At 54.7% G+C, this 25,995-nt stretch carries 27 protein-coding genes; 10 read left to right on the top strand and 17 right to left on the bottom strand.

The genetic code is table 11. The annotated features are described in order from the left end of the window. Positions 1–8 precede the first annotated feature (8 nt). From KHQ28_RS05090 to KHQ28_RS05060, 7 genes are all read right to left on the bottom strand, one after another. Positions 9–1,601, bottom strand: coding sequence for an acyl CoA:acetate/3-ketoacid CoA transferase (locus KHQ28_RS05090; RefSeq protein WP_032418967.1), 1,593 nt, complete (start codon positions 1,599–1,601; stop codon positions 9–11). Then, entirely contained in the window at positions 1,598–3,154 is a 1,557-nt protein-coding gene (locus KHQ28_RS05085; protein ID WP_032418966.1) for a class I adenylate-forming enzyme family protein, read from the bottom strand. Before KHQ28_RS05085 ends, KHQ28_RS05090 begins: the two co-directional genes overlap by 4 nt. 248 nt (positions 3,155–3,402) lie before the next feature. After that, a complete protein-coding gene (locus tag KHQ28_RS05080; protein ID WP_004176179.1) occupies positions 3,403–3,792 on the bottom strand; it encodes a VOC family protein in 390 nt (129 codons plus the stop codon). Position 3,793: 1 nt separating this feature from the next. After that, entirely contained in the window at positions 3,794–5,128 is a 1,335-nt protein-coding gene (gene fucP / locus KHQ28_RS05075) for an L-fucose:H+ symporter permease (protein WP_002904849.1), read from the bottom strand. A 36-nt stretch (positions 5,129–5,164) separates the two neighbouring features. Then, on the bottom strand, positions 5,165–6,106 hold the full coding sequence (locus KHQ28_RS05070; RefSeq protein ID WP_019705675.1) for a ribokinase: 942 nt from the start codon (positions 6,104–6,106) through the stop codon (positions 5,165–5,167). A gap of 11 nt (positions 6,107–6,117) precedes the next feature. Next, the gene (gene alsE / locus KHQ28_RS05065; RefSeq protein ID WP_004151641.1) at positions 6,118–6,807 is read right to left on the bottom strand and encodes a D-allulose 6-phosphate 3-epimerase; all 690 of its coding nucleotides are present in this window, start codon (positions 6,805–6,807) and stop codon (positions 6,118–6,120) included. A 109-nt stretch (positions 6,808–6,916) separates the two neighbouring features. Then, complete coding sequence (locus tag KHQ28_RS05060; RefSeq protein ID WP_004143408.1) at positions 6,917–7,717, bottom strand: DeoR/GlpR family DNA-binding transcription regulator; 801 nt, start codon at positions 7,715–7,717, stop codon at positions 6,917–6,919. A gap of 362 nt (positions 7,718–8,079) precedes the next feature. On the opposite strand from KHQ28_RS05060, the gene deoC reads away from it, so the two are divergent. From deoC to KHQ28_RS05045, 3 genes are all read left to right on the top strand, one after another. Then, positions 8,080–8,829, top strand: a complete 750-nt coding sequence (deoC, locus tag KHQ28_RS05055; RefSeq protein ID WP_004143406.1) for a deoxyribose-phosphate aldolase — start codon at positions 8,080–8,082, stop codon at positions 8,827–8,829. Between the two features lie 53 nt (positions 8,830–8,882). Then, a complete protein-coding gene (locus KHQ28_RS05050) occupies positions 8,883–10,388 on the top strand; it encodes an FGGY-family carbohydrate kinase (protein ID WP_032418965.1) in 1,506 nt (501 codons plus the stop codon). 61 nt (positions 10,389–10,449) lie between these two features. Beyond that, positions 10,450–11,223: a DeoR/GlpR family DNA-binding transcription regulator gene (locus tag KHQ28_RS05045; RefSeq protein WP_032418964.1), complete on the top strand. Its 774-nt coding sequence runs from the start codon at positions 10,450–10,452 to the stop codon at positions 11,221–11,223. A 136-nt stretch (positions 11,224–11,359) separates the two neighbouring features. Here KHQ28_RS05045 and KHQ28_RS05040 read toward each other — a convergent pair whose 3' ends face one another. Both KHQ28_RS05040 and KHQ28_RS05035 read right to left on the bottom strand, forming a co-directional pair. Beyond that, a complete protein-coding gene (locus KHQ28_RS05040) occupies positions 11,360–12,274 on the bottom strand; it encodes an AraC family transcriptional regulator (RefSeq protein ID WP_004199872.1) in 915 nt (304 codons plus the stop codon). Between the two features lie 180 nt (positions 12,275–12,454). Further along, positions 12,455–12,694, bottom strand: a complete 240-nt coding sequence (locus KHQ28_RS05035; RefSeq protein WP_032418963.1) for a hypothetical protein — start codon at positions 12,692–12,694, stop codon at positions 12,455–12,457. Positions 12,695–12,723: 29 nt separating this feature from the next. On the opposite strand from KHQ28_RS05035, the gene KHQ28_RS05030 reads away from it, so the two are divergent. The 4 genes from KHQ28_RS05030 to gap all read left to right on the top strand — a co-directional run bounded on the left by KHQ28_RS05030 (position 12,724) and on the right by gap (position 16,623). After that, positions 12,724–13,821: an alpha/beta hydrolase gene (locus KHQ28_RS05030; RefSeq protein WP_032418962.1), complete on the top strand. Its 1,098-nt coding sequence runs from the start codon at positions 12,724–12,726 to the stop codon at positions 13,819–13,821. A 199-nt stretch (positions 13,822–14,020) separates the two neighbouring features. After that, the gene (locus tag KHQ28_RS05025; protein WP_032419477.1) at positions 14,021–14,392 is read left to right on the top strand and encodes a DUF2255 family protein; all 372 of its coding nucleotides are present in this window, start codon (positions 14,021–14,023) and stop codon (positions 14,390–14,392) included. 161 nt (positions 14,393–14,553) lie between these two features. Beyond that, positions 14,554–15,534 carry a GlxA family transcriptional regulator gene (locus tag KHQ28_RS05020; RefSeq protein ID WP_002904870.1) on the top strand — a complete coding sequence of 327 codons (981 nt, stop codon included), beginning with the start codon at positions 14,554–14,556 and terminating at the stop codon, positions 15,532–15,534. A gap of 78 nt (positions 15,535–15,612) precedes the next feature. Continuing rightward, a complete protein-coding gene (gene gap / locus KHQ28_RS05015) occupies positions 15,613–16,623 on the top strand; it encodes a type I glyceraldehyde-3-phosphate dehydrogenase (RefSeq protein ID WP_032418961.1) in 1,011 nt (336 codons plus the stop codon). Between the two features lie 421 nt (positions 16,624–17,044). Here gap and KHQ28_RS05010 read toward each other — a convergent pair whose 3' ends face one another. Both KHQ28_RS05010 and KHQ28_RS29090 read right to left on the bottom strand, forming a co-directional pair. Continuing rightward, positions 17,045–17,209 (bottom strand): hypothetical protein, encoded by a 165-nt coding sequence (locus KHQ28_RS05010; protein WP_032418960.1) that lies wholly within the window; start codon positions 17,207–17,209, stop codon positions 17,045–17,047. Positions 17,210–17,474: 265 nt separating this feature from the next. After that, on the bottom strand, positions 17,475–17,594 hold the full coding sequence (locus KHQ28_RS29090; protein WP_223168828.1) for a hypothetical protein: 120 nt from the start codon (positions 17,592–17,594) through the stop codon (positions 17,475–17,477). Here KHQ28_RS29090 and KHQ28_RS29085 point away from each other — a divergent pair. Beyond that, positions 17,559–17,663 (top strand): helix-turn-helix domain-containing protein, encoded by a 105-nt coding sequence (locus tag KHQ28_RS29085; protein WP_077257447.1) that lies wholly within the window; start codon positions 17,559–17,561, stop codon positions 17,661–17,663. The two genes, KHQ28_RS29090 and KHQ28_RS29085, sit on opposite strands and share 36 nt — an antisense overlap. A 217-nt stretch (positions 17,664–17,880) precedes the next feature. Then, positions 17,881–18,918 (top strand): aldo/keto reductase, encoded by a 1,038-nt coding sequence (locus tag KHQ28_RS05000; protein ID WP_032418959.1) that lies wholly within the window; start codon positions 17,881–17,883, stop codon positions 18,916–18,918. A gap of 51 nt (positions 18,919–18,969) precedes the next feature. On the opposite strand, the gene KHQ28_RS04995 is transcribed toward KHQ28_RS05000, so the two are convergent. The 3 genes from KHQ28_RS04995 to KHQ28_RS04985 all read right to left on the bottom strand — a co-directional run bounded on the left by KHQ28_RS04995 (position 18,970) and on the right by KHQ28_RS04985 (position 22,194). After that, complete coding sequence (locus KHQ28_RS04995; RefSeq protein ID WP_032418958.1) at positions 18,970–19,914, bottom strand: SMP-30/gluconolactonase/LRE family protein; 945 nt, start codon at positions 19,912–19,914, stop codon at positions 18,970–18,972. 65 nt (positions 19,915–19,979) lie between these two features. Beyond that, on the bottom strand, positions 19,980–21,161 hold the full coding sequence (locus KHQ28_RS04990; protein WP_032418957.1) for an aldo/keto reductase: 1,182 nt from the start codon (positions 21,159–21,161) through the stop codon (positions 19,980–19,982). A 46-nt stretch (positions 21,162–21,207) separates the two neighbouring features. After that, entirely contained in the window at positions 21,208–22,194 is a 987-nt protein-coding gene (locus KHQ28_RS04985; protein ID WP_004891953.1) for an aldo/keto reductase, read from the bottom strand. Positions 22,195–22,410: 216 nt separating this feature from the next. On the opposite strand from KHQ28_RS04985, the gene KHQ28_RS04980 reads away from it, so the two are divergent. Continuing rightward, positions 22,411–23,319, top strand: a complete 909-nt coding sequence (locus KHQ28_RS04980; protein ID WP_032418956.1) for a LysR family transcriptional regulator — start codon at positions 22,411–22,413, stop codon at positions 23,317–23,319. A gap of 180 nt (positions 23,320–23,499) precedes the next feature. On the opposite strand, the gene KHQ28_RS04975 is transcribed toward KHQ28_RS04980, so the two are convergent. The 3 genes from KHQ28_RS04975 to KHQ28_RS04965 form a co-directional block, all read right to left on the bottom strand. Then, a complete protein-coding gene (locus tag KHQ28_RS04975) occupies positions 23,500–24,018 on the bottom strand; it encodes a GrpB family protein (RefSeq protein ID WP_023325219.1) in 519 nt (172 codons plus the stop codon). Between the two features lie 127 nt (positions 24,019–24,145). Next, positions 24,146–25,396, bottom strand: coding sequence for a sigma-54 dependent transcriptional regulator (locus KHQ28_RS04970; RefSeq protein ID WP_032419476.1), 1,251 nt, complete (start codon positions 25,394–25,396; stop codon positions 24,146–24,148). Then, positions 25,386–25,995 (bottom strand): ATP-binding protein (locus tag KHQ28_RS04965; RefSeq protein ID WP_266097864.1); only part of this gene is annotated, 610 nt, incomplete at its 5' end. The genes KHQ28_RS04965 and KHQ28_RS04970, both read right to left, overlap by 11 nt.

The following is a 25,995-nucleotide window of genomic DNA, read 5'->3' as shown; positions in this document are numbered from 1 at the left end:
AACGTTCCTTATGAGTCAGAGGATGAATTCCGGGACAGATGTTCCGCGAGACCGCAGGGCGGCGGGGTGAACAAACGGCTGTCCATAACCTGAAGATCCGCGGCGATCGCCGGATGAAAATCCATATGCGCCAGGATGTCGCGCTCAAGATCGATGCCGGGGGCGATTTCCGTCAGCACCGGTCCTTCCGGGCGCAGTTCGAAAACCGCCCGTTCGGTGACGTAATGCATGGTTTGTCCTTTGGCGCGGGCCAGTTCGCCGTTGTAAGAAATCTGGTTTACCCCGGCGACGAATTTACGCACTTCGCCTTCGCGGCGGATATGCAGCGCCCCGTGTTCACAGGCGATCTCCAGCCCCTTGGCGGTAAAAGAGGAGCAGAACACGACGTGGCGGGCATTCTGGGTGATATCGATAAAACCGCCCGCGCCGGGGCAGGATGCGCCGAGCCGTGTGGCATTGACGTGCCCGTGCGGGTCCATCTCGCCGGCGCCCATAAAGGTGATGTCGACCCCTGCGCCGTTGTAGTAGAGCATTTGATCCTGGTGGCTAATCATCGCGCTCAGATTACGGCCGATACCAAAATCCACGCCACCCGCCTGCTGCCCACCGTAGATCCCTGACTCGACGGTGATGGTGACCTGCTCGCCGAGCTGTTCCTCGTGAATGATGGCGCCAATCACGTCATTGGGAATACCGGTGCCGAGATTGATGACGCAGCCGGGGGTCAGATAGCGGCAGGCAATCCGCCCGATAAGCTTGCGCAGGTCCAGCGGCAGCGGCGCATTTTGCGCGGCGGGCAGCTGGATATCGCCGCACAGCGCTGGGTCGAAGGCCCAGCTTGAAGTCTGGCGGTGATCCGTCTGCGGCTCTTCGCATACCACGATGGCGTCGATCAGGTTGCCGGGAACGGTGATGCTTTTCGGATGCAGCGAGCCTTTCGCTACGCGATATTTCACCTGCGCCAGCACCTTCGCCCCGTAGCGTCTGGCGGCGAGAACGGCGTGCAGGACTTCCAGCTTCATCACCTCTTCATCGGTCGTGAGGTTGCCGTCTTCATCAGCATGGGTGCCGCGCACAATGACCACGTCCAGAGGAAGAGCCGGATAAAACAGATATTCGTCGCCGCGAAACGTGACGTGCTCGATCAGATTGGGTCGTTCGCGGGTGCGGGCGTTCATCCTTCCGCCCTCTATGCGCGGATCGACAAAGGTACCGAGACCGACGGGGGAAAGCCGCCCCGGCAGTCCGGCGGCCATCGCGCTATAGAGATGAACGATCTGCCCCTGCGGCAGGCACCAGGCTTCAACTTCGTTGTTGTTGATCATCGCCATCCAGCGCGGCGCCAGGCCCCAGTGCGAACCGATAAGGCGGGTCACCATACCCGGATGGGCAAAGTGCTGGATACCGCGCTGGCGATCGCTTTGCCCTGCGGCATGCAGTAGCGTCAGGTCACGCGGTTCGCCCGCAGTCAGAAAGCGCGCTTCGATGGCGCTTAAAATGGACTCCGCCGCGCCGATAAGCGTCATCCCGACGGTGCAGATGGTGTCGCCGCTGGCGACCCACCGCGCCGCCTCATGGGCGTCGATAAATTTGCTGCTCACTTTTTATCCTCCGTTGATAGCGTGATGATGGATTCTGCGAGACGCGTTTTGAGCTGCTGTTTGCTCACTTTGCCGTTGTGGGTACGCGGTAAAGCACGGGTGAAAATAATGCGCGCCGGTAGCTTAAAGCGGGCGATTTTGACCTTCAGCCAGTCGAGGATCTCTTCGCTGGTCAGGTGATGCTGGCCATCCGGCACGATAAACGCCACGGGCTCTTCGCCGTAGACCGGGCTGGGGGTCGGGATGACGGCAACTTCCCGTACTCCCCGATAGGTAGAGAGAATGTTTTCCAGCTCCAGTGAGTAAATTTTCTCGCCGCCGCGATTGATCATGTCCTTGCTGCGGTCTTTGATGTACAGCCAGCCTTCGTCGTCGAGATAGCCCAGATCGCCGGTACAAAACCAGCCCTGCGCATCGCAGCTCGGGCGTCGCTCGCTGTGCTGCCAGTATTCGCGGATCACCACATCGCCTTTTAGCCAGATATGGCCGATTTGTCCGGCGGGGAGGGGCTGCTGGCGATCGTTGCGGATGGTAATGGCGAGACCCGGGATCGCCTGACCTGAACTGCCGCATTTATCGCTGCCCCAGACGTCGCCCGCAAAAATCGTCGCAGGCGAGGTCGTTTCGGTGAGGCCGTAGATTGGCTGAATCGCGGTATGCGGAAACAGGGTTTTTAACTCCTTGATCAGTCCATCGCTCAAGTGGCCAGCGCCGCAGGCAATCGTGCGCAATGCCGGAAAATCGCTGGGATGGCTGGCGCTCTGCTCACGCGCAGCCTGGCAAAGAAGGATAAAAATGGTGGGCGAGCCGTGCAGAAAGGTAATGTTCTGCTCGCGCAGGGTGGTGATCACCTGCGGGGCATTGAACCGATGCTGCAGCCAGATGCTCGCGCCGAGGCTAATAAACAGCGCCAGCAGCGCCGACAGGCCGGTGATGTGATAGATAGGTACCGCCAGGATGGTGCTATCCGCGGCGGTGAGATTCAGTTTTTGCGTATAGGCGTCAATCGCGCAGAGCAGGTTATTGTGGGTGATAATCGCCCCTTTAGGCTCTCCGGTGGTGCCGGAGGTGAACATCATCACCGCCGTATCGTCGCGGTTAACCGGGACCGGCGGGCGGGTCAGCGGTTCGGGAAGGCAGAGCGCCTGCCATTCGCTGAGTGAAACCGCACGCGCGTCGGGGGTGTTTTTCAGCCAGTCCTGCACGGTCGCATCGAACAGGACAACCCGGGGAGCGATATGGCCTACCAGCGCCTCGCTTTCGGCCTGCTTAAGCTTGGTGCTGAAAGGCACCACTTCGATGCCCAAACCCAGCGCGGCAAAAAGGACTTCGCAAAAAGCGGGGTGATTGCCCCAGGCCAACAGAATACGGTCGCCTTTGCGCAGCGACCAGCCGCGATCAAGCTGCGCCATCGCTCGCTGTACCCGCAGATGAAAATCGCGGTACAGATAGCGCCGATCCTCAAACGCCAGCGCCAGGGCATCCGGGCTGCGGGCGGCGCTGTGGCTCAGGGCCTGGTACAGATTCTGGAAGTCGGCGGAGGTGCTGTTCATGTGTCTCTCCTGATATCGCGTATTGAGTAGGAGTAGTCTGGGGAAATTCAGGAGAGGAAATTGCCGAATGGCTCACAATAGAAAATCAACAAAACAGAAGCAATTTTGTAACATTGCACAATGGGCAGGAGAGACCGGGTGGGGGAGAGATATCCGCGAATCAAACCGACGTGAATAATGCCAGAGGACGCTATCTTTTAGACCCGTATTAACCGGGCCTAAAAGAGTGAAGGGGTCAGCCCTGTCGCTTAGCGTTTACAGGCATCGAACTCGAGCCGTTCGCCATCGGGGCCGCGAATAAGCAGGAAGCGCACGTTGTCTTCTTCTATCGGCCCTTCATCGAGCGGATAACCGAGCGCCGCCAGCCGCTGCTGCACCGCATCCAGGTCGCTGACTTCCAGCGCCAGATGATCGATACCGCAGCGAGGGGCGTCAAAGGGCGTTCCAGCGGGAAGCTGATACAGCTCGAGGACGGCGCCCGCCATTTCCAGGAACGCAACTTCAATAGTGCCCTGTGGCGATGGCTTGCTAAACCGCTGCTGGCGCTGAAAGCCCAGCGGTTCATAGAAGGCAAGCGAACGCGTTAAGTCACTGACCTGATAGCCAATATGAGCAATCGTGTTGATAAGTTCGCGCATGTTATACCCCCTTACGCACGCACCAGAAGCCGTAGAAAGCGACATACACAAAGCACAGGAGCGGAGCGATAAAGGCGATTTGCATATTGCCGCCGTTCATATCCGAGATAATGCCCATCACCAGAGGAATTACGGCCCCGCCGATAATCGACATCACCACGATCGAGCCTGCGGTCTGGGTATCTTTCCCCATCCCTTTGATCACCAGACCAAAGTTCGTCGGCCAGCATGGCGCCATACAGAAGCTGACCAGAATGAGCGCATAGACCGCCAGCATTGAACCGCTGAAAACGGCAATAAGTAACAGGGCGGTGGCGGCCAGGGCAAACGTTCCGAGCAGCATCGCCGGATTCAGACGGTTCATCAACCAGGTGGCCACGGTTTTTCCCACGGCGTAAATCACCAGAGAAGCCAGCAGCCAGTAAGTCGCGGAGTGCTCGCTGGTGCCTTGCTGCACGAGCTGCACAAAGCGAATCGTGAAGCTCCATACGCCAACCTGGGCGCCGACGTACAAAAACTGCGACAGGATCCCGAGGCGAAAGCGCGGGATAGCAAACAGGCGTTTCAGCGTTGGCCCCATGCTTTCCGTCGGGAGTTGTTGCTGTTGAGCGGGCGCGCCCTTGCACGACGGGAATTTAATAAACACGAACACCAGCGCCAGCACCACCAGTACGGAGCCGATAATCAGATAGGGCCCGACCACCTGACCAACCATCTGATGGCGTGCAACGTCTGCAGCGGCGGCGGGCATCGCCAGCAGTTGTTCATGACTCGGATCGTTTTCGCCAAAGACCATCAGCTGGCCAATTAATACGCCGGAGATCACGCCCAGCGAGTTGAAGATCTGCGAAAAGTTAATACGCTGGGTGGAGGATTGAATCGGACCCAGCAGGCTGGAGTAGGTGTTTGCCGACGTTTCCAGAAAAGAGAGTCCGCAGGCGATCACTCCGAGGCAGGCGAGGAATGCGCCGTAGGTCATGATCTGTGCGGCCGGAACGAACAGGAAGCAGCCGAGGGCGTACAGGCACAGCCCAATAATAATCGCCGCTTTATAGGAAAAACGCTTAATCAGCGCCGCCGCGGGCAGGGCGACAAAAAAGTAGCCGAGGAAAAAAATCGACTGCACCAGCGCTGTCTGGGTATCCGTTAAATCGAAGCCCTTTTTAAACTGGGCGATCAAAATATCATTCAGGTTGCCCGCCATCCCCCATAGCGCAAACAGGCAACAGACCAGTAAAAATTGCAGCCAGGGGGTATGGGGTAAATACGCACTGGTGTCCAGTTTTTCTTTTTGGACCGCTGCGTTATCGACCTTATCCGTGATTAGCGTACTCATTGAGCTATCCTCTTCATGTTTTTTATACAGTAGGGTTTATGCCATTTCATAATCAGCGGCGGCACGGAGAAGCCGTTCCTGTGCCTCCAGGTACTCAGGTAAAGATGAGGCGCCTTGCTTTTCGACACTGACGGCGGCATAGGCCGCCGCGAATCGGGCTGCGGCCTGTAGCGGTTCCCCGCAGGCCAGCCGCGCCGCCAGCGCGCCGTTGAAGGCATCGCCCGCACCGGTGGTGTCGCGGGGGTGAGAAGGAAAGCAGGGAACACGAGATTTCACTCCCTGCTCGCTCAGCAGGGCGCCGCTGGCGCCGAGAGTGATAATGACGTTGCGCGCGCCCTGAGCATGCAACACGTCGGCGGCCTCAGCCGCGGCCGCCAGACTGTCAACCCGGCGTCCGGTCATTAACCCGGCCTCCGTGGCGTTCGGTGTAAGTAAATCCACTTTGCTAAGAAGGGCGCGCTCAACGGGCTGCCAGGGCGCGGGATTGAGCATCACCAGGGCCCCGGCTTGTTTGCCGGCGTCTACGACCTGTTCAATGGCGGAAAGATTGTTCTCCAGCTGAACCAGAACCACATCCGCGCAGCCGATAGCGGGAATGCAGCCGGCGATTTCATCATCGGTCACCGTCATATTCGCGCCGGGATCGACGGCAATCATGTTTTCGGCATCGTTACCGGCGACATAAATCAGCGCATTGCCGGTGGGGATCTCTTCGGCGACCAGCAGCGTCACAGCATTGAAGCCCACGCCTTTCAGATGACGGCGGGCAAAATGGCCGAAGGTGTCATTGCCAATCTTGCCGATATAGTGGACATTTGCTCCCGCTTTTAGCGCGGCGGTGGCCTGGTTCGCCCCTTTACCTCCGGCGCTGGTCATACTTCCGCAGGCCACTAACGACTCACCTGGTACCGGAAAGCGATCCACCCTGGCGACCATGTCGAAATTGAATGAACCAAAAACACAGACTTTTCCTGACATCATTCGCTCCTCTATACCAGCTCGGGGGAGTGCAGCGCGGCGGACAGTTCGCGGGACATGGTTTCCCAGGCCAGCTCGAGCGGCATATCAGCGCGGAATAAACCGCTGCTGCCCATCACTAATATCTGTGCGCCGGCGCCCAGCAGCGCGCGGTAGGTGTTGCGGTTACAGGAGCCATCGACTTCCAGCAAGAAGCGGAGGCTGCCGGTCTCTTTGAGCTGATGAAGCTGCGTAATTTTGGCGAGCATTTCAGGAATAAACGGCTGACCGGCATAGCCTGGGTCGACGGTCATCACCGTCACCTTATCGAGCAGATGCAGATAGTGCTGGATGCTCTCAACCGGTGTGGCGGGATTGAGCACCATTCCCACCTCTTTCCCCGCCTGACGAAGCATATTGATAACCCGGAACGCTTCGCGGCAGATGGTCTCCGGATGCAGTGAGAAGGCGTCTGCGCCGGCGTCTAACAGCGCCGGTATAAACGAAGCGGGCGCTTCGACCATCAGATGGACATCGATAGGAAGCGAGGTGTAGGGACGGATCTGCGCCACAAAGCTGGCCGACAACGCCAGATTTTTGACATAGTGGCCGTCCATGATGTCGACATGCAGCCTGTCGGCTTTGCTGTTTAGAAAGCGCAGCTGTTCCGTCAGCTTCATCATGTCCATACACATCAGCGAGGGAGAAAGGTAATAACGCATAAGGCCTCATTTATTCCGGTGGTGGCTGAATTCAGGCAAAGTCTGGCCCTGCCGCGGTAAGCAGCGTTTCGACATTGCGCGTATTAACCGTCACGTCATGACGGCGTACTCAGGCGATTTGCAGGCTGACGTTATGCCAGGTCATCTCTTTTTCCAGCAGCGGATCGACAAACCTTTCAGTCACCAGACAGTCCAGCTCGCCCAGTCCGCCGATACGCGCGACGCCTGTTCGCCCCAGCTTGCTGCCGTCGACCAAAGCCACAGTCTGACGGGCGGCCAGCAGCATCTGTTTCAGCAGGGCGGCGTGGGCTTGCGTACCCGCATACAAGCCGCTATCGCGCTCCAGCCCCTGGCAGGAGAAAAAGAGCGTATCAATGGCATATTCGCGTAGCGTTCGTGAGGCGGTTTCCCCGAAGAACGACTCTTCGGTCGGGGAGAAATCGCCCCCCAGCCCGACGAGATGCAACGAGCGTCGGCTCATCAGAGTTTGTAAGATGCGAATGGAGGGCGTAATCACCGTCAACGCCATCTCCGGCATCTGCCGGGCCAAAAACCAGCTGGTGCTACTCCCGTCCAGGACAATGGTCTGTCCCGGTTGGAGAAACTGCAGTGCTTTACGGGCCACGCGCATTTTGCCTTCGCTGTGCAGCAGCGTTCTGTGCTGAAAGCTTCCCTGGCTATCTTCAACTGGCAGGGCGGATGCCGCCGCCCGGGTCGCCGGCAGCGGATTTTCCGCCGCCAGCGCTCCACCGTGGCTTCGGGTTAAGATCCCTTTGCGTTCCAGCTCGCTCAGATCGCGGCGAATCGTTTCCCTGGAGACCCGAGTCGCTTGCGCAATCTCATTCACCCGCATGACGCCGTGTTGGCCCAGCAGTTCAACAATCAAACGATGACGTTCCAGCGGCAACATAGCTCTCTCCTGAAGTACATAATCAGATTACCTTTCCCTTGCGCAGAGCGTTGAGACCTCGGGAATGTCCCACGAAGGCAAGCTATCCGCAGCCGAACACTGTGATAGCGCACGCATTTCGCTTCACTTCCGTCAGCGGTTTGCGCTATTTCGCTCGTGATTCAGGCATAAACAAAAACAAACAAAAATAAATGCAAGATTGCTTTTGCGCCCATTTATGCCCGATTACGCCTGCTCTGCAAGGTTAACGCTTATTTTCTGCTGCTAATTAAAAACAAATGAAAATAAAAAAATGCTAATTTGATCACGTTATTTTCATTTAATGCGTTTTTAAATGGATTTAAGCCAAATATCAGCATTAAATGAAAGCAATTAAAAACAAAGGACAGGATAAGACCATGAATGAAACAACCCATCGTTTTGCACGTTTAGTTGATCTGAGCGCAGTTCAGGCCACCAGTACCGAAGCGGATGTTCGCGCCTGCGCCGAGCTGGCTGCCAGATACAACATTATTTCCGTCCACGTACTGCCTTGCTGGACGCGCTTTCTCAGTACGTTGCTGCCGCAGCAGGGTACGGGAGAGGTGATGATTGGCGGTCCGGTCGGCTTTCCCGGCGGTGGGCATACCACCGATACCAAGGTTCAGGAAGTGCGGCAGCTGATTGCCGACGGCGCTCGGGAAGTGGATATGGTCGTGAATATCGGCAAAGTGCTCTCCGGCGATTATGACTATGTGCGCGAAGATTTGCGCCGCGTGGTGGAAGCCGCCGCCCCGGTACCGGCCAAAGTGATCCTTGAAACGCACTATCTTAATGAGGAGCAGATTCGTCGCGTGTGCGAAATTGCCGTAGAGGTGGGGATGAAGTGGGTCAAAACCTCTACCGGCTGGGCGCCCACCGGCGCCACGGTGGAAAAAGTCAGGATCATCGCCGACCAGCTTAAAGGCCGAATCGATATCAAAGGCGCCGGGGGCATTCGCGATCTGGCCACGGTGCGTGCGCTGTACCAGCTTGGCGTGCGCCGCTTTGGCATGAGCCATGGCGCGGTAACCAAGGTGCTGGCTGAACTGGAGCAGCACCCGGAACGTTTTCCCGAGCTGAACGCCGATTAAACTGAGAGACCGCGGGCCTGGTGGCCCGCCTTAAGACGTCACCGGAGTTAGTGATGAAAGATAAAATACTCACGATTGATGTTGGCACTGGCAGTACCCGCGCCGCTATTGTGCGCATTGACGGCGCGATGATCGGCTTTGCGCAAAGAGAGTATGAGCAAACCACGCCGCGTGCAGGTTGGTCAGAACAGGCCCCGTCTTTATGGTGGCAGGCCGCCTGCGACTGTATACGCGAGGTGCTTTACCGCTATCCTGAAACGGCAGCGCAAATTGCGGTTATTGGTGCTTGCGGACAGATGCATGGCACCTTCCTTCTGGACGACCGTGGCGAGCTGGTGGAGGATAGGGCGTTGCTGTGGAATGATAAGCGCAGCCAGCCGCAAGTTGACGCCTTTAACGCGCGCGAAGGTTGGGAAAAGTGGCTGGCGCATTTGAATAATCCGCCTGCGGCAGCATGGCCCGCTTTCAAGTTAGCCTGGTGGCGCGAAAATCATCCGGATCGCTGGTCGCAGCTCGCCAAAGTATTAATGCCGAAGGACTATATTAATTTCATGCTGACCGGTGCCATGGCGACCGATTATAGCGAAGCGTCGTGCTATTTCCTGATGGACAGCGAAACCCGTAGCTGGTCTTCGCAAGCCTGCGAAACGTTTGGTCTGCGGGTCGATCAGCTCCCGGAGCTTAAACTTTCCAGCGACATAATCGGCCAGGTGACGCAGCGCGCAGCCGACCTGACGGGACTGCCGGCGGGTATCCCGGTGGTTGCCGGGACGTCGGATATGGCGGCCTCTCTGCTGGGCTCGGGTGTGTATGAACCGGGGATGGCGTCTGATTCAACCGGCACGTCGACGCTGATGACGGTGGTGTCGCCGCGGCCGTTACACCATCCGCTGGTTAATAATCTACATCTTGCCAACGCGGCCTGGGGCGGATTTACGATCCTCGACGCCGGCGGCGATGCCGTTCGCTGGGCGCGGCTGGCACTTGCCGATAACCAGATTACGCATCCACAGCTTTTACAGGAAGCGGCGGCGGTGCCGGCGGGGGCAGAAGGGCTGCTGTTTCTTCCCTATCTGACGGGAGAACGTCTGGCCGAACACACGAACTCGCGGGCACAGTTTTTTGGCCTGCAGCGCAAGCATCGCCGCGGTCATTTATTCCGCGCAGTTCTGGAAGGGGTGGCCTTTGCATCCTGGCGCAATCTTCGGCAGCTGCAGAAGTGCGGGCAGTATCCGCAACAAATGATCGCTTCCGGCGGCGGCGCGCGCAGCTCGCTGTGGCTTGAAATCAAAGCCGCAGCGTACAATCTGCCGATATTATCTACGCGTAATCAGGAGAATGGCGTCACCGGATGCGGTATTATCGCCGGGGTTGGCGTAGGGTTGTACGCCGATTTTGCCAGCGGCGTGCGGCAAACGGTGCAGTTCGACAAACTGATCTCACCGGATCCCCGTCTGCGGGATTATTACCACGCCTGCTGCGAGCTTTTTGATACGCTGTACCGGCAATCCGCTGCCTTATACGACAGGCTGGATGCGCTCAGCGTAGGACCCGACTGATACGCAAAGGTAAGCCAGCGCCGCTACGCGCGTAACGAGCTGTAAAAAAGAGAGAGGCAGAATGTTTGCAGAAGAAAGACAGGAGAAGTTACTCGGTATTCTCAGGGAAAAACGCAAAGTTGCTGTTTCTGAGATGTGTGACGTCTTTAATGTATCTGGCGCTACCATTCGTGCCGATCTCCGCCAGCTGGAAGAGGAGGGGTTGCTGACCCGAACGCATGGCGGAGCCGTTCTTCGTACCCGGGCAAGCTTTGAACAGGCGTCGGACGATCGCGAAATTGTCAATCTCAGCGCGAAAGAGCGGATCGGCCAGCGCGCGGCGGCGCTGGTTGAGGATGGCGATATAATCGTGCTGGATACCGGTACCACGACGCTACATATCGCGCGCAATATTCGTGACAGACAGAACGTCACGGTGGTTACCAATGATTACCAAATCGCCCGGGAGCTTGAGGCCAGTCCCTCGATTCAAACGATTCTGCTCGGGGGGATCGTTAAGAAGGGATACCACTGCGTGGTGGCGATCAACGGACGTTCCATTCTCGACACGCTAAACGTCGATAAAGCATTTATGGGCACCAATTCGCTGTCGCTGAAACACGGCGCCTGCGTGGCCGATATCATGCTGGCAGAAACGAAACGCGGCATGGTGGAACACGCCAGTCAGGTGATTATTGTCTGCGACTATAGCAAGCTGAATAACACCTCGCTTGCCCAATTTACCGCCGCAGATCGCATTGACACCGTAGTGGTGGATCGTCTGCCTGATGACGTTCAGGCGTATCGTAATGCTGGCATTCAGGTGATCTCGCTGGATGAAGAGGAGCATCTTTAGTGCGCTGCTGTGACGTTGTCACTAACCAGCGCGTCGTAAAACCCCGTCCCTCAGGGCGGGGATAAAGTTCCGGGTATTCGACTCACGTGCCGGGGGATATCGAAGACCAGGCATGGTACAGGCGGTCCAGAATTGATTAAAGCTTACCCGCTGACTTTCTCAGTTCAGTAATATCCCTCTTGGGCGATTCCCCGAACATCCGCGTATATTCCCGGCTGAAATGGGACAGGCTTTCGTAACCGACCGCATAGGCTGCTGTGGTGACATCGTAATGTTCATTCAGCATCAGTCGCCTGGCTTCATTGAGGCGCAGCCATTTCTGATACCGTAGCGGGCTCATCCCCGCAAGCTGCCTGAAATGGTGGTGGAAAGAGGGCGTGCTCATTTGCACCCGACTTGCCAGTTCCTCGACGCGTAAAGGTGATGCAATATTGGTCTTTAACCAGTCGATAGCTTTACCGATACGGTAGCCATGGCCGTCGACTGCTGCAATCTGTCTGAGATGATCGGACTGATCGCTCATCAAAAGCCGGTAGTGTATCTCTCTTTGGATCAGCGGCCCGAGAACAGGAATGGCTTCAGGTTCGTCAAGCAAAGAAAGCAGACGGCAGAAAGGCTCCAGCAAAGCATCGGTAATAGTACCTATCCCGACACTCGTTCCCGCGTCTCGTTTTTTGACCGGCGGCAGGCTTCCCTGGGCAATTAATTCCATTAGCACGCGCTGGTCAAGCTTATAGGCTACGCCGACGCAGGGCTGGGATGTCGAAGCCTGCAATATTTCCGAACTGGCCGGCAGGTCAAGAGAGGTAATCAGGAATTTTTCCGCATTATATTCATAAGGTTCACCCCCAACCCACATGATCTTCGCGCCATCGGCCACCAGAACGATACTGGGAGGGACCAGGCAGCTTACCGGGGGAGCGGGTTCGTTTCGGCGAAACAATTCGAGCCCTTCTACGGCGGTAGGGAAATCGCCGGTGCCGGGTGTGCGCTGTGCAATATCCCTCGATAGCTCACCCAGCAGTATTTCAACCGATTTGTCAGGAATCATTCTGTAATGCCCCACACTTTTGACCTCTTTTGAGGTTATCAACTTAGCAGCTATGAAAACTGAAATACACGCTTTGAGATTAGGTTCAGAGGATCAGGCAAATAATGCAGAGTATTTTAATAACACCTTATATTAAAGACATTCAAAATAATAACTCTGAAATGAGGCAGTGTCCTGAAATCAGGGTTCACCGCGAGCAAATTTAACCCGTTCAGGTTTAAGACATTTTTTAACTGCCACGACGGCATCGCTGCGCTTGAGAAGTGGTTTGAAGAAATTGGTACGCCAACACGTCTTGAACAGCTGAACATCAAGGAAGCAGATCTGCCCGCTATCGTTGAGAACGTCCAGATCAATGTCAAAGCGTTTGGTATCGCCAGTGATTACCGGCCGAAAGTTGTAACTGAAATACTCATGCATGTTGTCTGAAATAGGTCCCTCAATATCCAATGAAAGGTTTTAATATCATGACGCTAATATCTTCGACGCGCTTTTTTAATGGCGCACTCCTTGCCGGGGCGATGGCTCTGATTTCAACAGAAGTTGCGGTGGCCCAGCCTGCACCAGGCACAGCAGATTCTTCAGGCCGTCTGGTTCAGACGTGGGATAAAACTTTCCCAAGGAGCGAAAAAGTGGATCATCAAAAAGTTACTTTTAAAAACCGTTACGGCATTACGCTGGCCGCAGATGTGTATCTTCCAAAAGATCGCGGGAACAAGAAGCTTGCTGCGCTTGTTATTTCCGGGCCTTTTGGCGCGGTAAAAGAGCAGGCCTCGGGTCTCTATGCTCAGACTTTAGCAGAGCGCGGATTCGTGACGCTGGCATTTGATCCGTCTTATACCGGTGAAAGCAGTGGTGAACCCCGCAATATTGCTTCACCCGATATCAATACCGAAGACTTTATGGCTGCAGTCGATTTTATGGGACTACAACCTTATGTGGATCGTGAACGTATCGGTGTCATCGGTATCTGCGGCATGGGGGGGATTGCCCTGAACGCTGTTGCCGTGGATAAGCGCGTAAAAGCGGTCGTTGCCAGCACCATGTATGATATGAGCCGCATAATGTCAAAAGGCTACAATGACAGCGTAACACCGGAGCAACGCGAGCAGGCGCTGGAGAAGATGAGTCTTCAACGCTGGGAAGATGCAGCAAACGGCAAACCGGCATACCAGCCAGCCTATAATAAACTGAAGGGCGGTGAAGCACAGTTCCTCGTGGACTATGCGGACTACTACATGACTAAACGCGGCTATCATCCCCGAGCCGTCAACTCTGGCAATTCATGGTCCGTGACAACGCCGATGGCCTTTATGAATTTCCCGCTCATGACCTATATTAAGGAAATTTCTCCGCGCCCGATCCTGTTCATCCATGGTGAAAAGGCGCATTCGCTTTACTTCTCCAAAACGGCTTATGAAGCGGCAAATCAGCCAAAAGAGCTGCTGATTGTAAAAAATGCTACCCATGTTGATTTATATGATCGTATGGACAAGATCCCGTTCGATAACATCACTGCATTTTTCAACAAAAATCTTAATAAATAAGCCATAGCACCGTCCGGTGTTTTCAGATGCAGTGTCTGTGGGACAAACGACAGATACTGCTCTCTTAGCATGGGGTGTTGGGTATTCTATTGTTACTGATAAAGCTGGCACTAATTCCTGATGCGATATTAATTTCCGAATATTATCGAGTTAATCCTGCGACAGAAAAAAGCAACCGCATATGAAAGAGGAGAGGTATATGTACTGGAACCCTGAAGTATTAACAAGAATAGATGCGGCCGACGACCTGAAAATCGCACCGTATCATCCCGATATGAATACGACCGGTACGCCGACATGGATATGGGAAGTGAAGGTGGACAACCGACTTTTCGTCCGAGCCTATAGTGGTATCCGTTCAAAATGGTATCAGGCTGCATTGTCCCAGCAGGCAGGTAAGATACTGGCTATCGGACAGGAATTCGACGTAATGTTCGCAAAACCCTCGGACCCTGAGCTTGAAAGTAAAATTGATCAGGCTTACCTGAAAAAGTACTCCGGCAGCAGCTATGTTTCCGCAATGACAGGGATACGCGCCAGGGCAGCCACGATTGAGATTCTACCTTCGTGATGTCCTGTCAAAGTGATGCTGCCTGTACTGTGAGGCAAAATCTACCTGTTTAACGTTCATCTCCCTGAAACTGAAGGCACGTATGAAACCACTCTTTCCGAGCCTTCAGGTTTTTACATCCTTTTGTTGACTTATTCTGTAAAAAGATTACTTTTCAGGACATGAAAAAGATACTTATTATTGTACCCGATGGCGGCATGCTGTTTGAATCCGCCGGTATTGCTGACATTCTGATGCAGGCCAACCGCCTGCACCCGGAAGGTGCCCGGGAAATCTGCTACCAGGTCAAGCTAGCGACAACTCAACCGCATCAGGTTATCCATGGTCAGTCAGGTTTAAATCTGCTGGCCGACCATCGTCTGCATGAGATTGACCCTCGCGAGCCCCTCGATACCATCATGATTACCGGCAGAGGTCAAAACCCGCAGGAGGGGATGGCGGTGGTTGACTGGTTGCGTCTTGCCGCTCCCCATGCCCGCCGCATAGTCTCCATTTGCGGCGGTGCGATGCTGCTGGCGCAAACCGGACTGCTGGACGGCAGACGGGCCACTACCCACTGGAAGCTGCTGGAAACCATGCAGGCGGAATTCCCGCAGATCCGCGTCGAGGGCGGGCCGCTCTATATTCAGGACGAACATATCTGGACCTCTGGCGGGGTCAGTTCCGGCTTTGATCTTACGCTGGCGCTGGTTGAAGAAGACTATGGCTTCAGCCTGGCGCGCGATATCGCCCAGGACTTCGTCATGTATCTGCGTCGCCCGGGAGGCCAGCTGCAGTTTAGCCGCTATAACCTTCAGCAGACCGCCACCCAGGGCCCGATTAACGATCTGCTGGCGTGGTTGCTCGAAAACCTCACCGCCGACCTCAGCGTAGATAAGCTGGCGGAAAAAGTCGCCATGAGTCCGCGAAATTTCACCCGCGTCTTTACCCGGGAAACCGGCGCTTCGCCAGCGCGGTACGTCGCGGAAGCCCGCCTGGCCGCCGCGCGGCAGCGTTTGGAGCAGACTCACGAGACGCTGGATCGTATCGCCGAGCAAACGGGATTTGGCAGCAGTATTAACCTGCGACGCTTGTTTGAGAAACAGCTTAACCTCACTCCAGGTGAATATCGTCAACGATTTCACTGTCGCAAAATGGCGTAAAGTGATCCTTTTTTGTCATTTACGCCATAACCCGTCCGTCCTACTCTGACTCCAGCGATAATCGATAAGGAGTTAATTATGGTAAAGGTCGGTATTAACGGTTTTGGCCGGATCGGACGCAATGTACTGCGCGCAGCACTGAATAATCCGGATATTCAAATTGTGGCAATCAACGATTTGACGGACAGCAAAACGCTGGCGCATCTGCTGAAATACGACTCGCTTCTCGGTAAGCTGGATGCAGAGGTCACCGCGGGTGAAGGGGGGCTTGTTGTTGATGGTAAACCCATTACCGTATTCAGTGAACGCAACCCGGCCAGTATTCCGTGGCGTCAGTGTGAAGTCGACATCGTTATTGAGGCTACAGGATTATTCACGGACCGTGAAAAGGCTGCTGTACATATCCACAGCGGTGGCGCCAAGCGCGTGATTATCTCTGCCCCAGGTAAAAACGATGATTTAACCATTGTGATGGGCGTTAATGAGAGCCTTTACTCCCCGGATAAACACTACGTGATCAGCAACGGAAGCTGCACCACCAATGGTCTTGCACCTGCTGCACAGGTCCTGCACCAGCATTTCGGTATTAAGCATGGTCTGATGAACACCACCCATGCCTACACCAACAGCCAGGCGCTGCACGATCAGCCGGAAAAAGATCTGCGCGGGGCTCGCGCCGCCGTATTGTCGATTGTGCCTTACTCCAGCGGCGCAGCGAAGGCTCTGGGTAAAGTTATTCCTGAGCTGGATGGGCGTTTAACGGGATACTCGCTACGCGTCCCTGTGCCAGTGGTGTCCATTGTTGACCTCACCGTCACGCTTGAGCGAGATGTGACGGTCGAAGAGGTGAACAATGCTTTTCGCGAAGCCGCCGCAGCGGGACCTCTGAAAGGGATCCTGGGTTATAGCGATGAACCGCTCGTCTCCAGCGATTACCAGGGAGACCCACGCTCGTCGATTATCGACGGTCTATCAACGCTGGTGATTGGCGGTAATATGGTCAAAATTCTGGCGTGGTACGACAATGAATGGGGATTCTCTAATCGTCTCGTTGATCTGGCATTGATGATGGCAAAGCGTGAAAGCTAATCCACTGTGTGTTGTATTCATCTGTAAAAGTATAAGCAGTTCAGCTGGATGAATAGTGGCTCGAGTATCATTCATAGATGAAACATAACAAATCTTTCTGACCGCGATATAAAAGCATAAATGCCCGAGAGAGCATTTATGCTTTTTCGGCGATGAACGGAATTGCGATATGTTGTAGTCAGGTGCTCCCTGGTGGTAGCTAATCACCAGATACAAGGGAAGGGGGAGGTGAGGCAGAGCCTGTCAACATGGAAGCCGGCTGCGTTGGGCTTCAGTACACCATTCAACTTCAGCTGGCGGTTCTGTTTATGGTCGCGATGGCACTCGCCATTTGAGTGCGGAAAACGAAGCTGGCATCTTTTTGATAATCACGTCTGTGGCTGATCAAGCCCGGTTGATACACACTGCAGGCGGCGCGCTATCAAATGAGCATTTCATCTGGCATCCCGTGACGCGTTCGGTCAGAAAATGCAACAGCAGTAAAATATGCCGGACAGTACAAGCAGCAGGTGTGGCTGAATGAATTTCCCTGGCTTTTACTGTAGGAGAACAGGCTGTAGTAGGCGAAGTGATTGTTAAAAGCCATGCTTGATTTATCACCTCGAACATTTTGCCTTATAGCGCAGCATTCACGTGCATGAAAGGAATGACGTGGGAAGAGGCAGCTATCAAAGATGACGTTATTGAGTACGACATTGCATTTAACATAATATACATTATGCGCACTCATGTTGTAGTAGCTAAATTGAGATATCCGCCTCTGACCAAATAGACATGTCCGCGCTACAGTCTCACCACAGCGATCACTGCTTTCAAAGATAGTTTCCCAATCAAAGGATTCTGATGACGGATCATGCACCGGCATTTTTACTTTGGATGAAGTTAACCGACTCTAAATCATTCATGACGTTGTCGACCGGCGTCTGACCACTCAGATGGCCGCGCAGCGCCTGGGTATTCCCGATCGCCAGTGCCGACGCCTTCTCTCGCGTTACAATCAATCAGGCCCACTGAGTATGCCTAACCGCCGTCGTGGATAACCCAGCAATAACCAGCTGCCTGATGGTCTTGCCCGGTACGCACTCAATATTATCCGCGAACGCTATACCGACTTTGGGCCTAGGCTGGCATATGAGAATGTTGTCTACTTGTGAAAAAAACTCATAACACCATTCAATGGCGCATGCTGGTTCCCTTCATACCAGTGCAATACCCTGTCACAAACATAATTGCTGGCAATAAAAGAAGGAACACCGAATGAAGTATGTGAATCTGGGTCGTAGCGGGTTGAAAGTCTCCCGTCTTTGTCTCGGTTGTATGAGTTATGGCGAACCTGAACGTTTGCCTCAACCCTGGTCCCTGGATGAAAAGGCGTCACGACCGCTCATTCGTCAGGCGCTTGAAGCCGGCATTAATTTTTTTGATACCGCGAATATCTACTCGGGCGGAAGTTCTGAAGAGATTACTGGAAAAGCGCTGAGAGAAATGGCCAGACGTGACGAGATCGTTGTAGCGACAAAGACCTTCTTTCCGTGGCGCAACTCACCCAACACCGGGTTTCTTTCCCGCAAGGCCATTTTTCAGTCTATTGACGATAGCCTGATGCGCTTAGGCATGGATTATGTGGATCTCTTTCAGATTCACCGCTTTGACCACTCCACGCCTGTTGAAGAGACCATGGAGGCTCTGCATGACCTCGTTAAAGCAGGAAAAGTACGTTACATCGGCGCATCTTCTATGGAAGCCTGGCGCTTTGCAAAAATGCAGCATACCGCTGAGCGTAACGGCTGGACCCGATTTATCACGATGCAACCGCAATACAACCTGCTTTACCGGGAAGAAGAGCGCGAGATGCTGCCCCTGTGTGAAGACCAGGGCGTTGGGGTGATCCCCTGGAGTCCGATGGCACGCGGCAGGCTCACGCGCGACTGGAGTGTCACGTCCCGACGAACGCAAAACGATGCCTTTGCGTTAAAAATGTATGAGAACGCAGCCCTTCTGGATAAGCCCGTGATTGATGTTGTTGCCAGCATTGCCGAAAAGCACGCGGTGCCAAGAGCTCATGTTGCAATTGCCTGGCTGTTATCAAAAACGGTCATCACAGCACCGATCATTGGCGCAACGAAACCAGAACATCTTTCCACGGCTATCAGCGCGCTGGACTTTTCTCTGAGCGATGCCGAAATCATAGAACTCGAGGCACAGTATCTGCCGCACCCCGTTGACGGGATCATTCCCCCGCTTCCGGATACGCCGCCTTCCCTCACACCGCCTTCAGCAATCCAGAACTGTTAACACCCTGCCCTGGCCCGGCGTTGCCGGGTCTCCCAGACCACTCATTCCCGGTCACTGATGTGAAAAGGGAAACGGTGCCGGCGCGAATGCGCCCGATCGAAAAATCATCGCTCCACCAGGTTCGGTCCCGCTGTTAGCGACAATAAACAACTCGCGATGCCCGGGGCGGATCGCCAGGCTTGTCGATTTAAGGTTACGGCCTTTGTCGCGGTCAGGCAGCACAATTTGCCCAATAGGCAGTCCGTTGCGGTTGAAGACCATGACGCGGCCCTGGCCTGAGATGGCCACATATACATTGCCTTCGCTGTCGACACGGGCCCCGTCTGGCGCCGGCCCGGTGAACTGATAGGTAACAACTGAACCAAACGGGGCGACCGTGGTGGCGTCTGACAGTCTTACGCGATGAAGCCTGTTTTTAGCGTGTTCTGTGGCCCATATCTGAGAGCCGGCGGGGTCAATCGCTATGCCGTTCCCGACCGCGAGTCCAGGCAGGATGGCATGAATTGACCCGACATTGGGACTAACGTAGAACACCCCACCCTGTGGATCGGCTGAATTTCCCCGGCTGTCAGTGAAATAAAATCCGCCCTGATTATCAAAGACCAGATCGTTGACAAGAAATCCAGTATCAGGGGCAACAATCATCTGCTCACGGGTGCCGTTGGGTTCGATAGCCCGGACAGAACCTCGCTGCATATCGCCCACCGAGGCGATAAAGATCCGTCCATCTTTGTGTACCGCCAGGCCGGAAGCACCGAATGAATTCTCCTTAAGGACAATGGAAAGTTGCCGCTCCGGGGTTAGCTTAAACACGCGCCCCGTCGCCACATCAACAAACAGCAGGTTATTGTTCCGATCGAACACGATCCCTTCGAGCACGAGCGACGCCTGTGAAACGCTGAAGTACGGCTGGGCCTCCACGGTCTGAAGAGAACGCTCCCAGGGCGGTATGGGGACGGCACTGCATGTAAGCGCGTTATGATTTAGTCCATTCATGTGGTTTATCCCCGGCAATAATACAGAGGGAGACTTCACCTGCAGTCTCCCTGTGACAGCAGGTATTAACTTTTATCAAACTGACTTTCGGTAAACGGATCGGCGCGACCGCCCTGCAATGGGATTTTGGCAAGCGCCGCATCGATTTCGCGTAGCTCGCTGTCCGTCAACCGGACTTGCGGTGCGCCGCTGTTTTCTATCAGGTGCGGATATTGCGTCGTACCCGGGATTGGGACAATCCAGGGCCGCTGGGCCATTACCCAGGCCAGCGCGAACTGAACCGGAGTGGTGTTTTTGCGACGGGCCCACGACTGCGCAAATTCAAGCAGCACCATGTTTTTGGCCAGGGCATCGGGCTGGAAGCGTGGCAGGTTATGCCGCCGATCGGTGCTGTCGAACCGCTGGCTTGGATTGACTGCTCCGGCAAGGAAGCTGCGGGCAGTCGGGCAGTAAGGTACGAAACCGATACCCAGCTCTTCGAGCGTTGGAAATATCCGCGTCTCCGGTTCCCGCCACCACATGGCATACTCACTCTGCACCGCAGTCACAGGGAGTACCGCATGTGCGCGGCGAATTGTCCTGGCACTCGCTTCCGACAGCCCCCAGTGTTTCACTTTACCCTCCTGGATCAACGCCTTCACGGTTTCCGCCACATCCTCGATCGGCACATTCGGGTCGGGGCGATGCTGATAAAGAAGATCGATGTGGTCCGTTTTCAGACGCTTTAGCGAGCCCTCTACGGCACGGCGGATATGGTCAGGGTGGCTGTTAAGGGAAGTGGGCTTCCCCTCCTCCACGCCGAAGCCGAACTTGGTGGCAATCACCACACGATCGCGAACAGGGGCCAGTGCTTCCCCGACAAATTCTTCACTGAGATGGGGGCCGTAGACCTCGGCAGTATCAAAGAACGTGATACCTTGTTCGAAGGCTGCCCGGATAAGCGAAACCATGGCTTTACGATCGCGCGGACCTCCGCCGTAATAACCCACCATCGGCAGGCACCCGAGTCCCATGCCGGAAACCTCCAGCGAGCCGAGTTTACGCGTGGTTAAGGTTTCCTTCCGGACGGGAACAGCTTCCGAAGGGGCGTTAGGCGTGTCCTGACCAGCCGGTTTCGCCATCACGGCGCCGCTCCTGCCAAGGGTGGTTGCGGCCAACGCCAGACCGGCGCCGGCGATCAGAAAATTGCGCCGGTCCCGGGAAGCGGGTACGGCAGCAGAAGGCTGGTCATGCATCATCTTGCTCATAAACTGGAACTCCCTTTAACGCAGAAAGGATTCATTAATTTGGTCATTACCAGGCATAAGCCTGGGGCGCTTCTCCCCCGGGGCCGGGCCAGATTTCGTCGAGACAGCTCATGGTGTCGTCTGATAGCGTGATTGTCGTTGCGTGAAGCGCTTGCTGGAGTTGTTCGACCGTACGAGGCCCAATCAGTGGAGCGGTAACGACAGGATTCTGCAGGAGCCACGCCAGGGCCACATCGGAGGGGGTTTCGCCGAGGTCCTCACATAATCCCTCGTAGGCTTCCAGCTGCGGACGATACTGTTCGATTAGACGGGCAAACGCGGGCCTGGCACGGCGCCCGCTTGCCATCTTTTTCAGTACGCCGCCAAGCAGCCCTCCGGCAAGCGGGCTCCAGGGGATCAACCCCAGGCCAAAATGGCGGCATGCGGGAATGACCTCCAGCTCAATGGTGCGGGCTGTCAGATTATAAAGACTTTGCTCGGCAACCAGGCCCAGGAAATGACGGGCCGTGGCGACTGACTGCGCAGTCGCAATGTCCCAGCCCGCGAAATTGCTGCTACCGATATAAAGAACCTTTCCCTGCTGAACAAGCAGTTCCATGGCCTGCCAGATCTCTTCCCACGGCGTATGGCGATCGATGTGATGCATCTGATAGACGTCAATATGGTCTGTATTAAGCCGTCGCAAACTGTCCTCGCAGGCCTTGCGAATATGATACGCAGAAAGCCGGCGATCGTTCGGACCTGGCCCCATAGGCTGATAGACTTTTGTCGCCAGAACGATGCGTTCACGGCGGCCACCCTGCTGAAGCCAGCGACCAATAATTTCCTCGGACAGCCCCGAGCCTTGCTGGATATCGGGAGATTGTTCAGTGCCATACACGTCTGCTGTATCAATGAAATTGATACCCGCCTCAAGCGCCTCATCCAGAATGCGGGCGCTGGTCTTCTCGTCGGTGACGTCACCAAAATTCATGGTTCCGAGACAAAGGCGGCTGACTTTCAGGCCGGTGCGGCCAAGATGCGTATAGTTCATAAACGGCTCCGTTAGATGAGTGTTCCGCCCTGGCCTACCAGCCAGAGCGCATGATTTTCAAGAATAACGAAGCACAACGTGTACAGTGAGTGGACGTGCATGAATGGACTTGTGAAAAAAATTCAGCAACGGATTAGCCCTAATCGGTCTAAGGTGTATATCATTTCTTCATCAACGCATTCGGGTTTTAACGCCGCATAAGGAAAACTATTCTGTATGCAAATAAGCAGAGCTGATGTTGCCGATCTTATTTATTTCATGGCGATTGCACGTCATCGCAGCTTCAGCCGTGCGGCAATTGAACTAGGCGTCAGTGCATCAGCGCTGAGTCATGCCCTGAAGGGGCTGGAAACCCGGCTTGGGGTTCGCCTGCTTAATCGCACGACCAAGAGCGTCACCCCTACGGCAGCCGGCGAGGAACTGGTTCAGTCTGTTCTTCAGCCTTTCGACACCATAGAAGGCGCGCTTGAATCGCTTAACCGGTATCGCAATACCCCTACCGGACGTATCCGCATCAATGCAGCCGTTGAAGCGGCAAATCTTTTGCTTGCGCCGGTCATGCCCGCTTTTATGGATCGCTATCCCGATATTGAAATCGATATTGTGGCCAGCAACCGTATGGTTGACGTGACTGATGCGGGCTTCGATGCCGGCATCCGCTACGGTGGCACCGTCCCGGAGGACATGGTTGCCCGGCGTTTATCTGCCGATATTCGCTGGGTTATCGCGGCCTCCCCTGATTACCTGGAACGCTACGGAACGCCTGAACATCCGGATGATTTATTACACCATCGCTGCATCAGCAATCGTCTCGGTGACGATCGGGTTTATCGCTGGGAACTTGCGCGAGACGGCGAAACATACCAAATGACAGTGCCAGGCTCAGTGACGGTCAATCATGCCGAAACGGGTCTGGTGGCCGTATTGGGCGGGGCTGGCCTGATGTATTTTCCGGAGCCTCTTGTTGCACCCTATATCAAGGATGGACGGCTCCGTCTGGTGCTTACGGAATGGTCCCCACTGGAGGAAGGTTTTCATATCTATTATTCAAGCCGCCGGCAATTGCCGACCGGGCTTCGCCTTCTGATTGAGTTCATACAGGAGGCCAGGCCGCTGGGGTTGTGAAATAGTGCCTCCATACTGAACGATGCGTTATCGGCTTTATCGCCCCGTCGCTTATTCAGAATGCTCAGTTGCAGGAAGCCGCAGGGAGTCTGCAAGGCGTGCTGTTTGCTAATAATGGAGAAACAAGAGGTAACGCTGTGAAAAATTACAAAAAAACATGGGTTGTAGTTTATTTGAAGGCTAGCCCAGGTGACCCGCATCAATAAGCGCCATACGAAGATGTTTCTGAATGAAATCCGCTTTATAAATGCTGTATCGGTGGCTGTCATTTTCACATAATAACATCGCGCTTTTTTTCATTAAAGCGTACTGAATGGCTACGTCATTGTGTTTAATAAGGTAATCACGGAATGCCAGGTGTTTTATGATTTGAGCATCCCCGGTGGTAAACGCATGGATATGATGACTACGCTGATTTCCACCTTTTGTAAAGTACCTACGATTTAAAATGCCGTTTTCACCACGTACAGTATATCCTACACCCTCCATTGCCTGATTCAGACTGTCCAGTCCTTCAAGATTAGCAACTTCGATTAATATATCTATTACTGGCTTAGCTGATAATCCAGGCACCGAGGTGCTACCAATATGATGAATCCGGGATATCACTTTACCTAGCGTCATCTGCAACAGAGTACGTTCGTTCTCAAATAAAGTCGGCCACATCTCATCATAATCAACCACAGTCAATATTCGCATGTTCAACAGTCACACCTTTTAAGGAAATTTAAGCAGTCACAATAACATAAATCGCCTCTGCTGACTTGAAGGCATTTATAATCTGTATCTGTCCTCATAATTTTCAACCATCGTCTGACAAGATGCTCTAAACCCCTTTGTAGTGCTCTTTATTCAGACCATACTTCTTCATTCTGAGATAAAGTTTTTTACGCGGTATCAGCAGATACTCCGCCACCTCATTAATACGTCCCTGGTGGATATTCAGCGCTTCGGTGATGATCTGCCGTTCGACGTCCTCAACCCGCTGATCCAGCGGCGTCGGCTCGCCAATGTGCATCAGCGGATTAACCGTTTCTGCGAGTGGTAATACCCCTACTGCAAACAGCTCGGCGGCGTTCGCCAGTTCGCGAACGTTATTTGGCCACACCCGGCGCATCATCCCCTTCAACAGACCAGCATCCACCTCCGGGACGGGATGATTCAGCCGTTGACAGGTTTTTTGCAAATAGTGATGAAACAGCGGCTCGATATCATCAGGTCGCTTTGACAGAGGCTGGCAGCCAATTTGCGTCATCGCGAAGCAGTAATAGAGTTCCGCCACTATCTGGCTGCTGGCGGCCAACTCCACCAGCGAAGCGCTACCAATACCAATCAGGCGAAAAGGCCGCTTCTCATGACTCTGCAGCTGTACCAACTGATGCTGTTGCTCGTGAGTCAGATGCTCGGGGTGACTTAAGACCAGCGTTCCGCCCTGGGCCTGGGCGATCAGTTCATTAAGCGTATGGGCGTTAGCCGGAGTCAGCTCGCAGGCGATAAACGGACCTTCAGCGTGCCGTCCTAACTGGTGCAGGTAACGCGCGCCGGTCATGCGGCCGGTTCCCGGCTCGGCGTAAAGCCATACCGCAATATCCGTTTCTGCCAGCTGCTGAAGGCGCTGGCGATACCGAACCGTCCATTGGCTGCGGCCAATAAGCTCAACCTGTAATTTTTGCTGACAATACTGGCGACGGGCGATAACCGACTGCCTCTGACGCAGCGCGGCGTCCACCAGCGTGAGCAGCTTGCCCGGATCGATCGGCTTTTGCAGGAAATCCCAGGCCCCTTTTTTCACCGCCTCCACCGCCATCGGCACATCGCCGTGACCGGTGATAAGCAGAATCGGCAGCAGATCGTCATCCTGATGAAACACTGTCATTAAATCGATACCGGAGCAGCCGGGCATACAGACATCGCTTAAAACAATGCCTGGCCAGTCCTTCGGCACCTGCTCCCGCGCATCAAACGGATTATTACAGGCACTGACATGATACCCCGCTTGCTCAAGCAGCTGCGTATAGGCATCCAGCACATCGGCATCATCGTCAATCAGCAGAATCGAACAGTTATTACTCAACATCTTTTACATCCGTCAAATTGAATTCCAGCACCACGCAGGCACTGCGTGTAAACGTCGACGCCAGGCGCAACGCCCCTTCCATTTGCGTCATCAGCGAAACACATATCGAAAGCCCTATTCCGAGCCCCACGGTTTTACTGGTAGTGAACGGCTTTAACAGCGAAGGGAGTAAGGCCGCAGGCCAGCCAGGGCCGTTATCGGCAATCAACACGCACAGCCTTCCGCCCTGGATTTGCCAGCTCACGGTGATTTGCGCGGCGTGCGGGCAGGCGTCGAGGGCATTGGACAGCACGTTCACCAGCACCTGATGGACGCGCACTTCGTCCCCCTGAATCCAGACAGTGTCATCCGGTATCACCAGCGTCCCCTGCTGAGGCTTATGACGCATCTCCAGCAGTTCCCACGCCACGGTAAACGTCTGACGCAAATCGACCGGATGCAGCGGCGTTTCCAGTTCTGCGCGGCGGGTAAACTGGCGCAGGGAGCGGATAATCGCGTCAATGCGGTTGATCAGCCCTTCTGCTTTGCTTAACGTCGTCCGCGCCTGCTCCGCCTGTCCCTGTTCGATCGCCCTTCCCGCCGTAAAAAGATACATCGAC

The organism is Klebsiella sp. 28, assembly GCF_018223905.1.
Taxonomy (GTDB): Bacteria; Pseudomonadota; Gammaproteobacteria; order Enterobacterales; family Enterobacteriaceae; genus Klebsiella; species Klebsiella pneumoniae.
This window is presented reverse-complemented; position numbering and strand designations above follow the sequence as displayed.

Bases quoted from the DNA above. Each gene is read 5' to 3' on its own strand.
- KHQ28_RS05020 (WP_002904870.1), top strand. From the start codon at position 14,554: ATGAAAAAGATACTTATTATTGTACCCGATGGCGGCATGCTGTTTGAA.
- KHQ28_RS04985 (WP_004891953.1), bottom strand. From the start codon at position 22,194: ATGAACTATACGCATCTTGGCCGCACCGGCCTGAAAGTCAGCCGCCTT.
- KHQ28_RS05050 (WP_032418965.1), top strand. From the start codon at position 8,883: ATGAAAGATAAAATACTCACGATTGATGTTGGCACTGGCAGTACCCGC.
- gap (WP_032418961.1), top strand. From the start codon at position 15,613: ATGGTAAAGGTCGGTATTAACGGTTTTGGCCGGATCGGACGCAATGTA.
- KHQ28_RS05060 (WP_004143408.1), bottom strand. From the start codon at position 7,717: ATGTTGCCGCTGGAACGTCATCGTTTGATTGTTGAACTGCTGGGCCAA.
- KHQ28_RS04970 (WP_032419476.1), bottom strand. From the start codon at position 25,396: ATGTTGAGTAATAACTGTTCGATTCTGCTGATTGACGATGATGCCGAT.
- KHQ28_RS05025 (WP_032419477.1), top strand. From the start codon at position 14,021: ATGTACTGGAACCCTGAAGTATTAACAAGAATAGATGCGGCCGACGAC.
- KHQ28_RS05010 (WP_032418960.1), bottom strand. From the start codon at position 17,209: ATGGCTTTTAACAATCACTTCGCCTACTACAGCCTGTTCTCCTACAGT.
- KHQ28_RS05045 (WP_032418964.1), top strand. From the start codon at position 10,450: ATGTTTGCAGAAGAAAGACAGGAGAAGTTACTCGGTATTCTCAGGGAA.
- KHQ28_RS05030 (WP_032418962.1), top strand. From the start codon at position 12,724: ATGAAAGGTTTTAATATCATGACGCTAATATCTTCGACGCGCTTTTTT.
- KHQ28_RS05085 (WP_032418966.1), bottom strand. From the start codon at position 3,154: ATGAACAGCACCTCCGCCGACTTCCAGAATCTGTACCAGGCCCTGAGC.
- KHQ28_RS05080 (WP_004176179.1), bottom strand. From the start codon at position 3,792: ATGCGCGAACTTATCAACACGATTGCTCATATTGGCTATCAGGTCAGT.
- KHQ28_RS05040 (WP_004199872.1), bottom strand. From the start codon at position 12,274: ATGATTCCTGACAAATCGGTTGAAATACTGCTGGGTGAGCTATCGAGG.
- fucP (WP_002904849.1), bottom strand. From the start codon at position 5,128: ATGAGTACGCTAATCACGGATAAGGTCGATAACGCAGCGGTCCAAAAA.
- KHQ28_RS05035 (WP_032418963.1), bottom strand. From the start codon at position 12,694: ATGCATGAGTATTTCAGTTACAACTTTCGGCCGGTAATCACTGGCGAT.
- KHQ28_RS04990 (WP_032418957.1), bottom strand. From the start codon at position 21,161: ATGAGCAAGATGATGCATGACCAGCCTTCTGCTGCCGTACCCGCTTCC.
- KHQ28_RS05000 (WP_032418959.1), top strand. From the start codon at position 17,881: ATGAAGTATGTGAATCTGGGTCGTAGCGGGTTGAAAGTCTCCCGTCTT.
- KHQ28_RS29085 (WP_077257447.1), top strand. From the start codon at position 17,559: ATGGCCGCGCAGCGCCTGGGTATTCCCGATCGCCAGTGCCGACGCCTT.
- deoC (WP_004143406.1), top strand. From the start codon at position 8,080: ATGAAAGCAATTAAAAACAAAGGACAGGATAAGACCATGAATGAAACA.
- alsE (WP_004151641.1), bottom strand. From the start codon at position 6,807: ATGCGTTATTACCTTTCTCCCTCGCTGATGTGTATGGACATGATGAAG.
- KHQ28_RS04995 (WP_032418958.1), bottom strand. From the start codon at position 19,914: ATGAATGGACTAAATCATAACGCGCTTACATGCAGTGCCGTCCCCATA.
- KHQ28_RS04975 (WP_023325219.1), bottom strand. From the start codon at position 24,018: ATGCGAATATTGACTGTGGTTGATTATGATGAGATGTGGCCGACTTTA.
- KHQ28_RS04980 (WP_032418956.1), top strand. From the start codon at position 22,411: ATGCAAATAAGCAGAGCTGATGTTGCCGATCTTATTTATTTCATGGCG.
- KHQ28_RS05070 (WP_019705675.1), bottom strand. From the start codon at position 6,106: ATGTCAGGAAAAGTCTGTGTTTTTGGTTCATTCAATTTCGACATGGTC.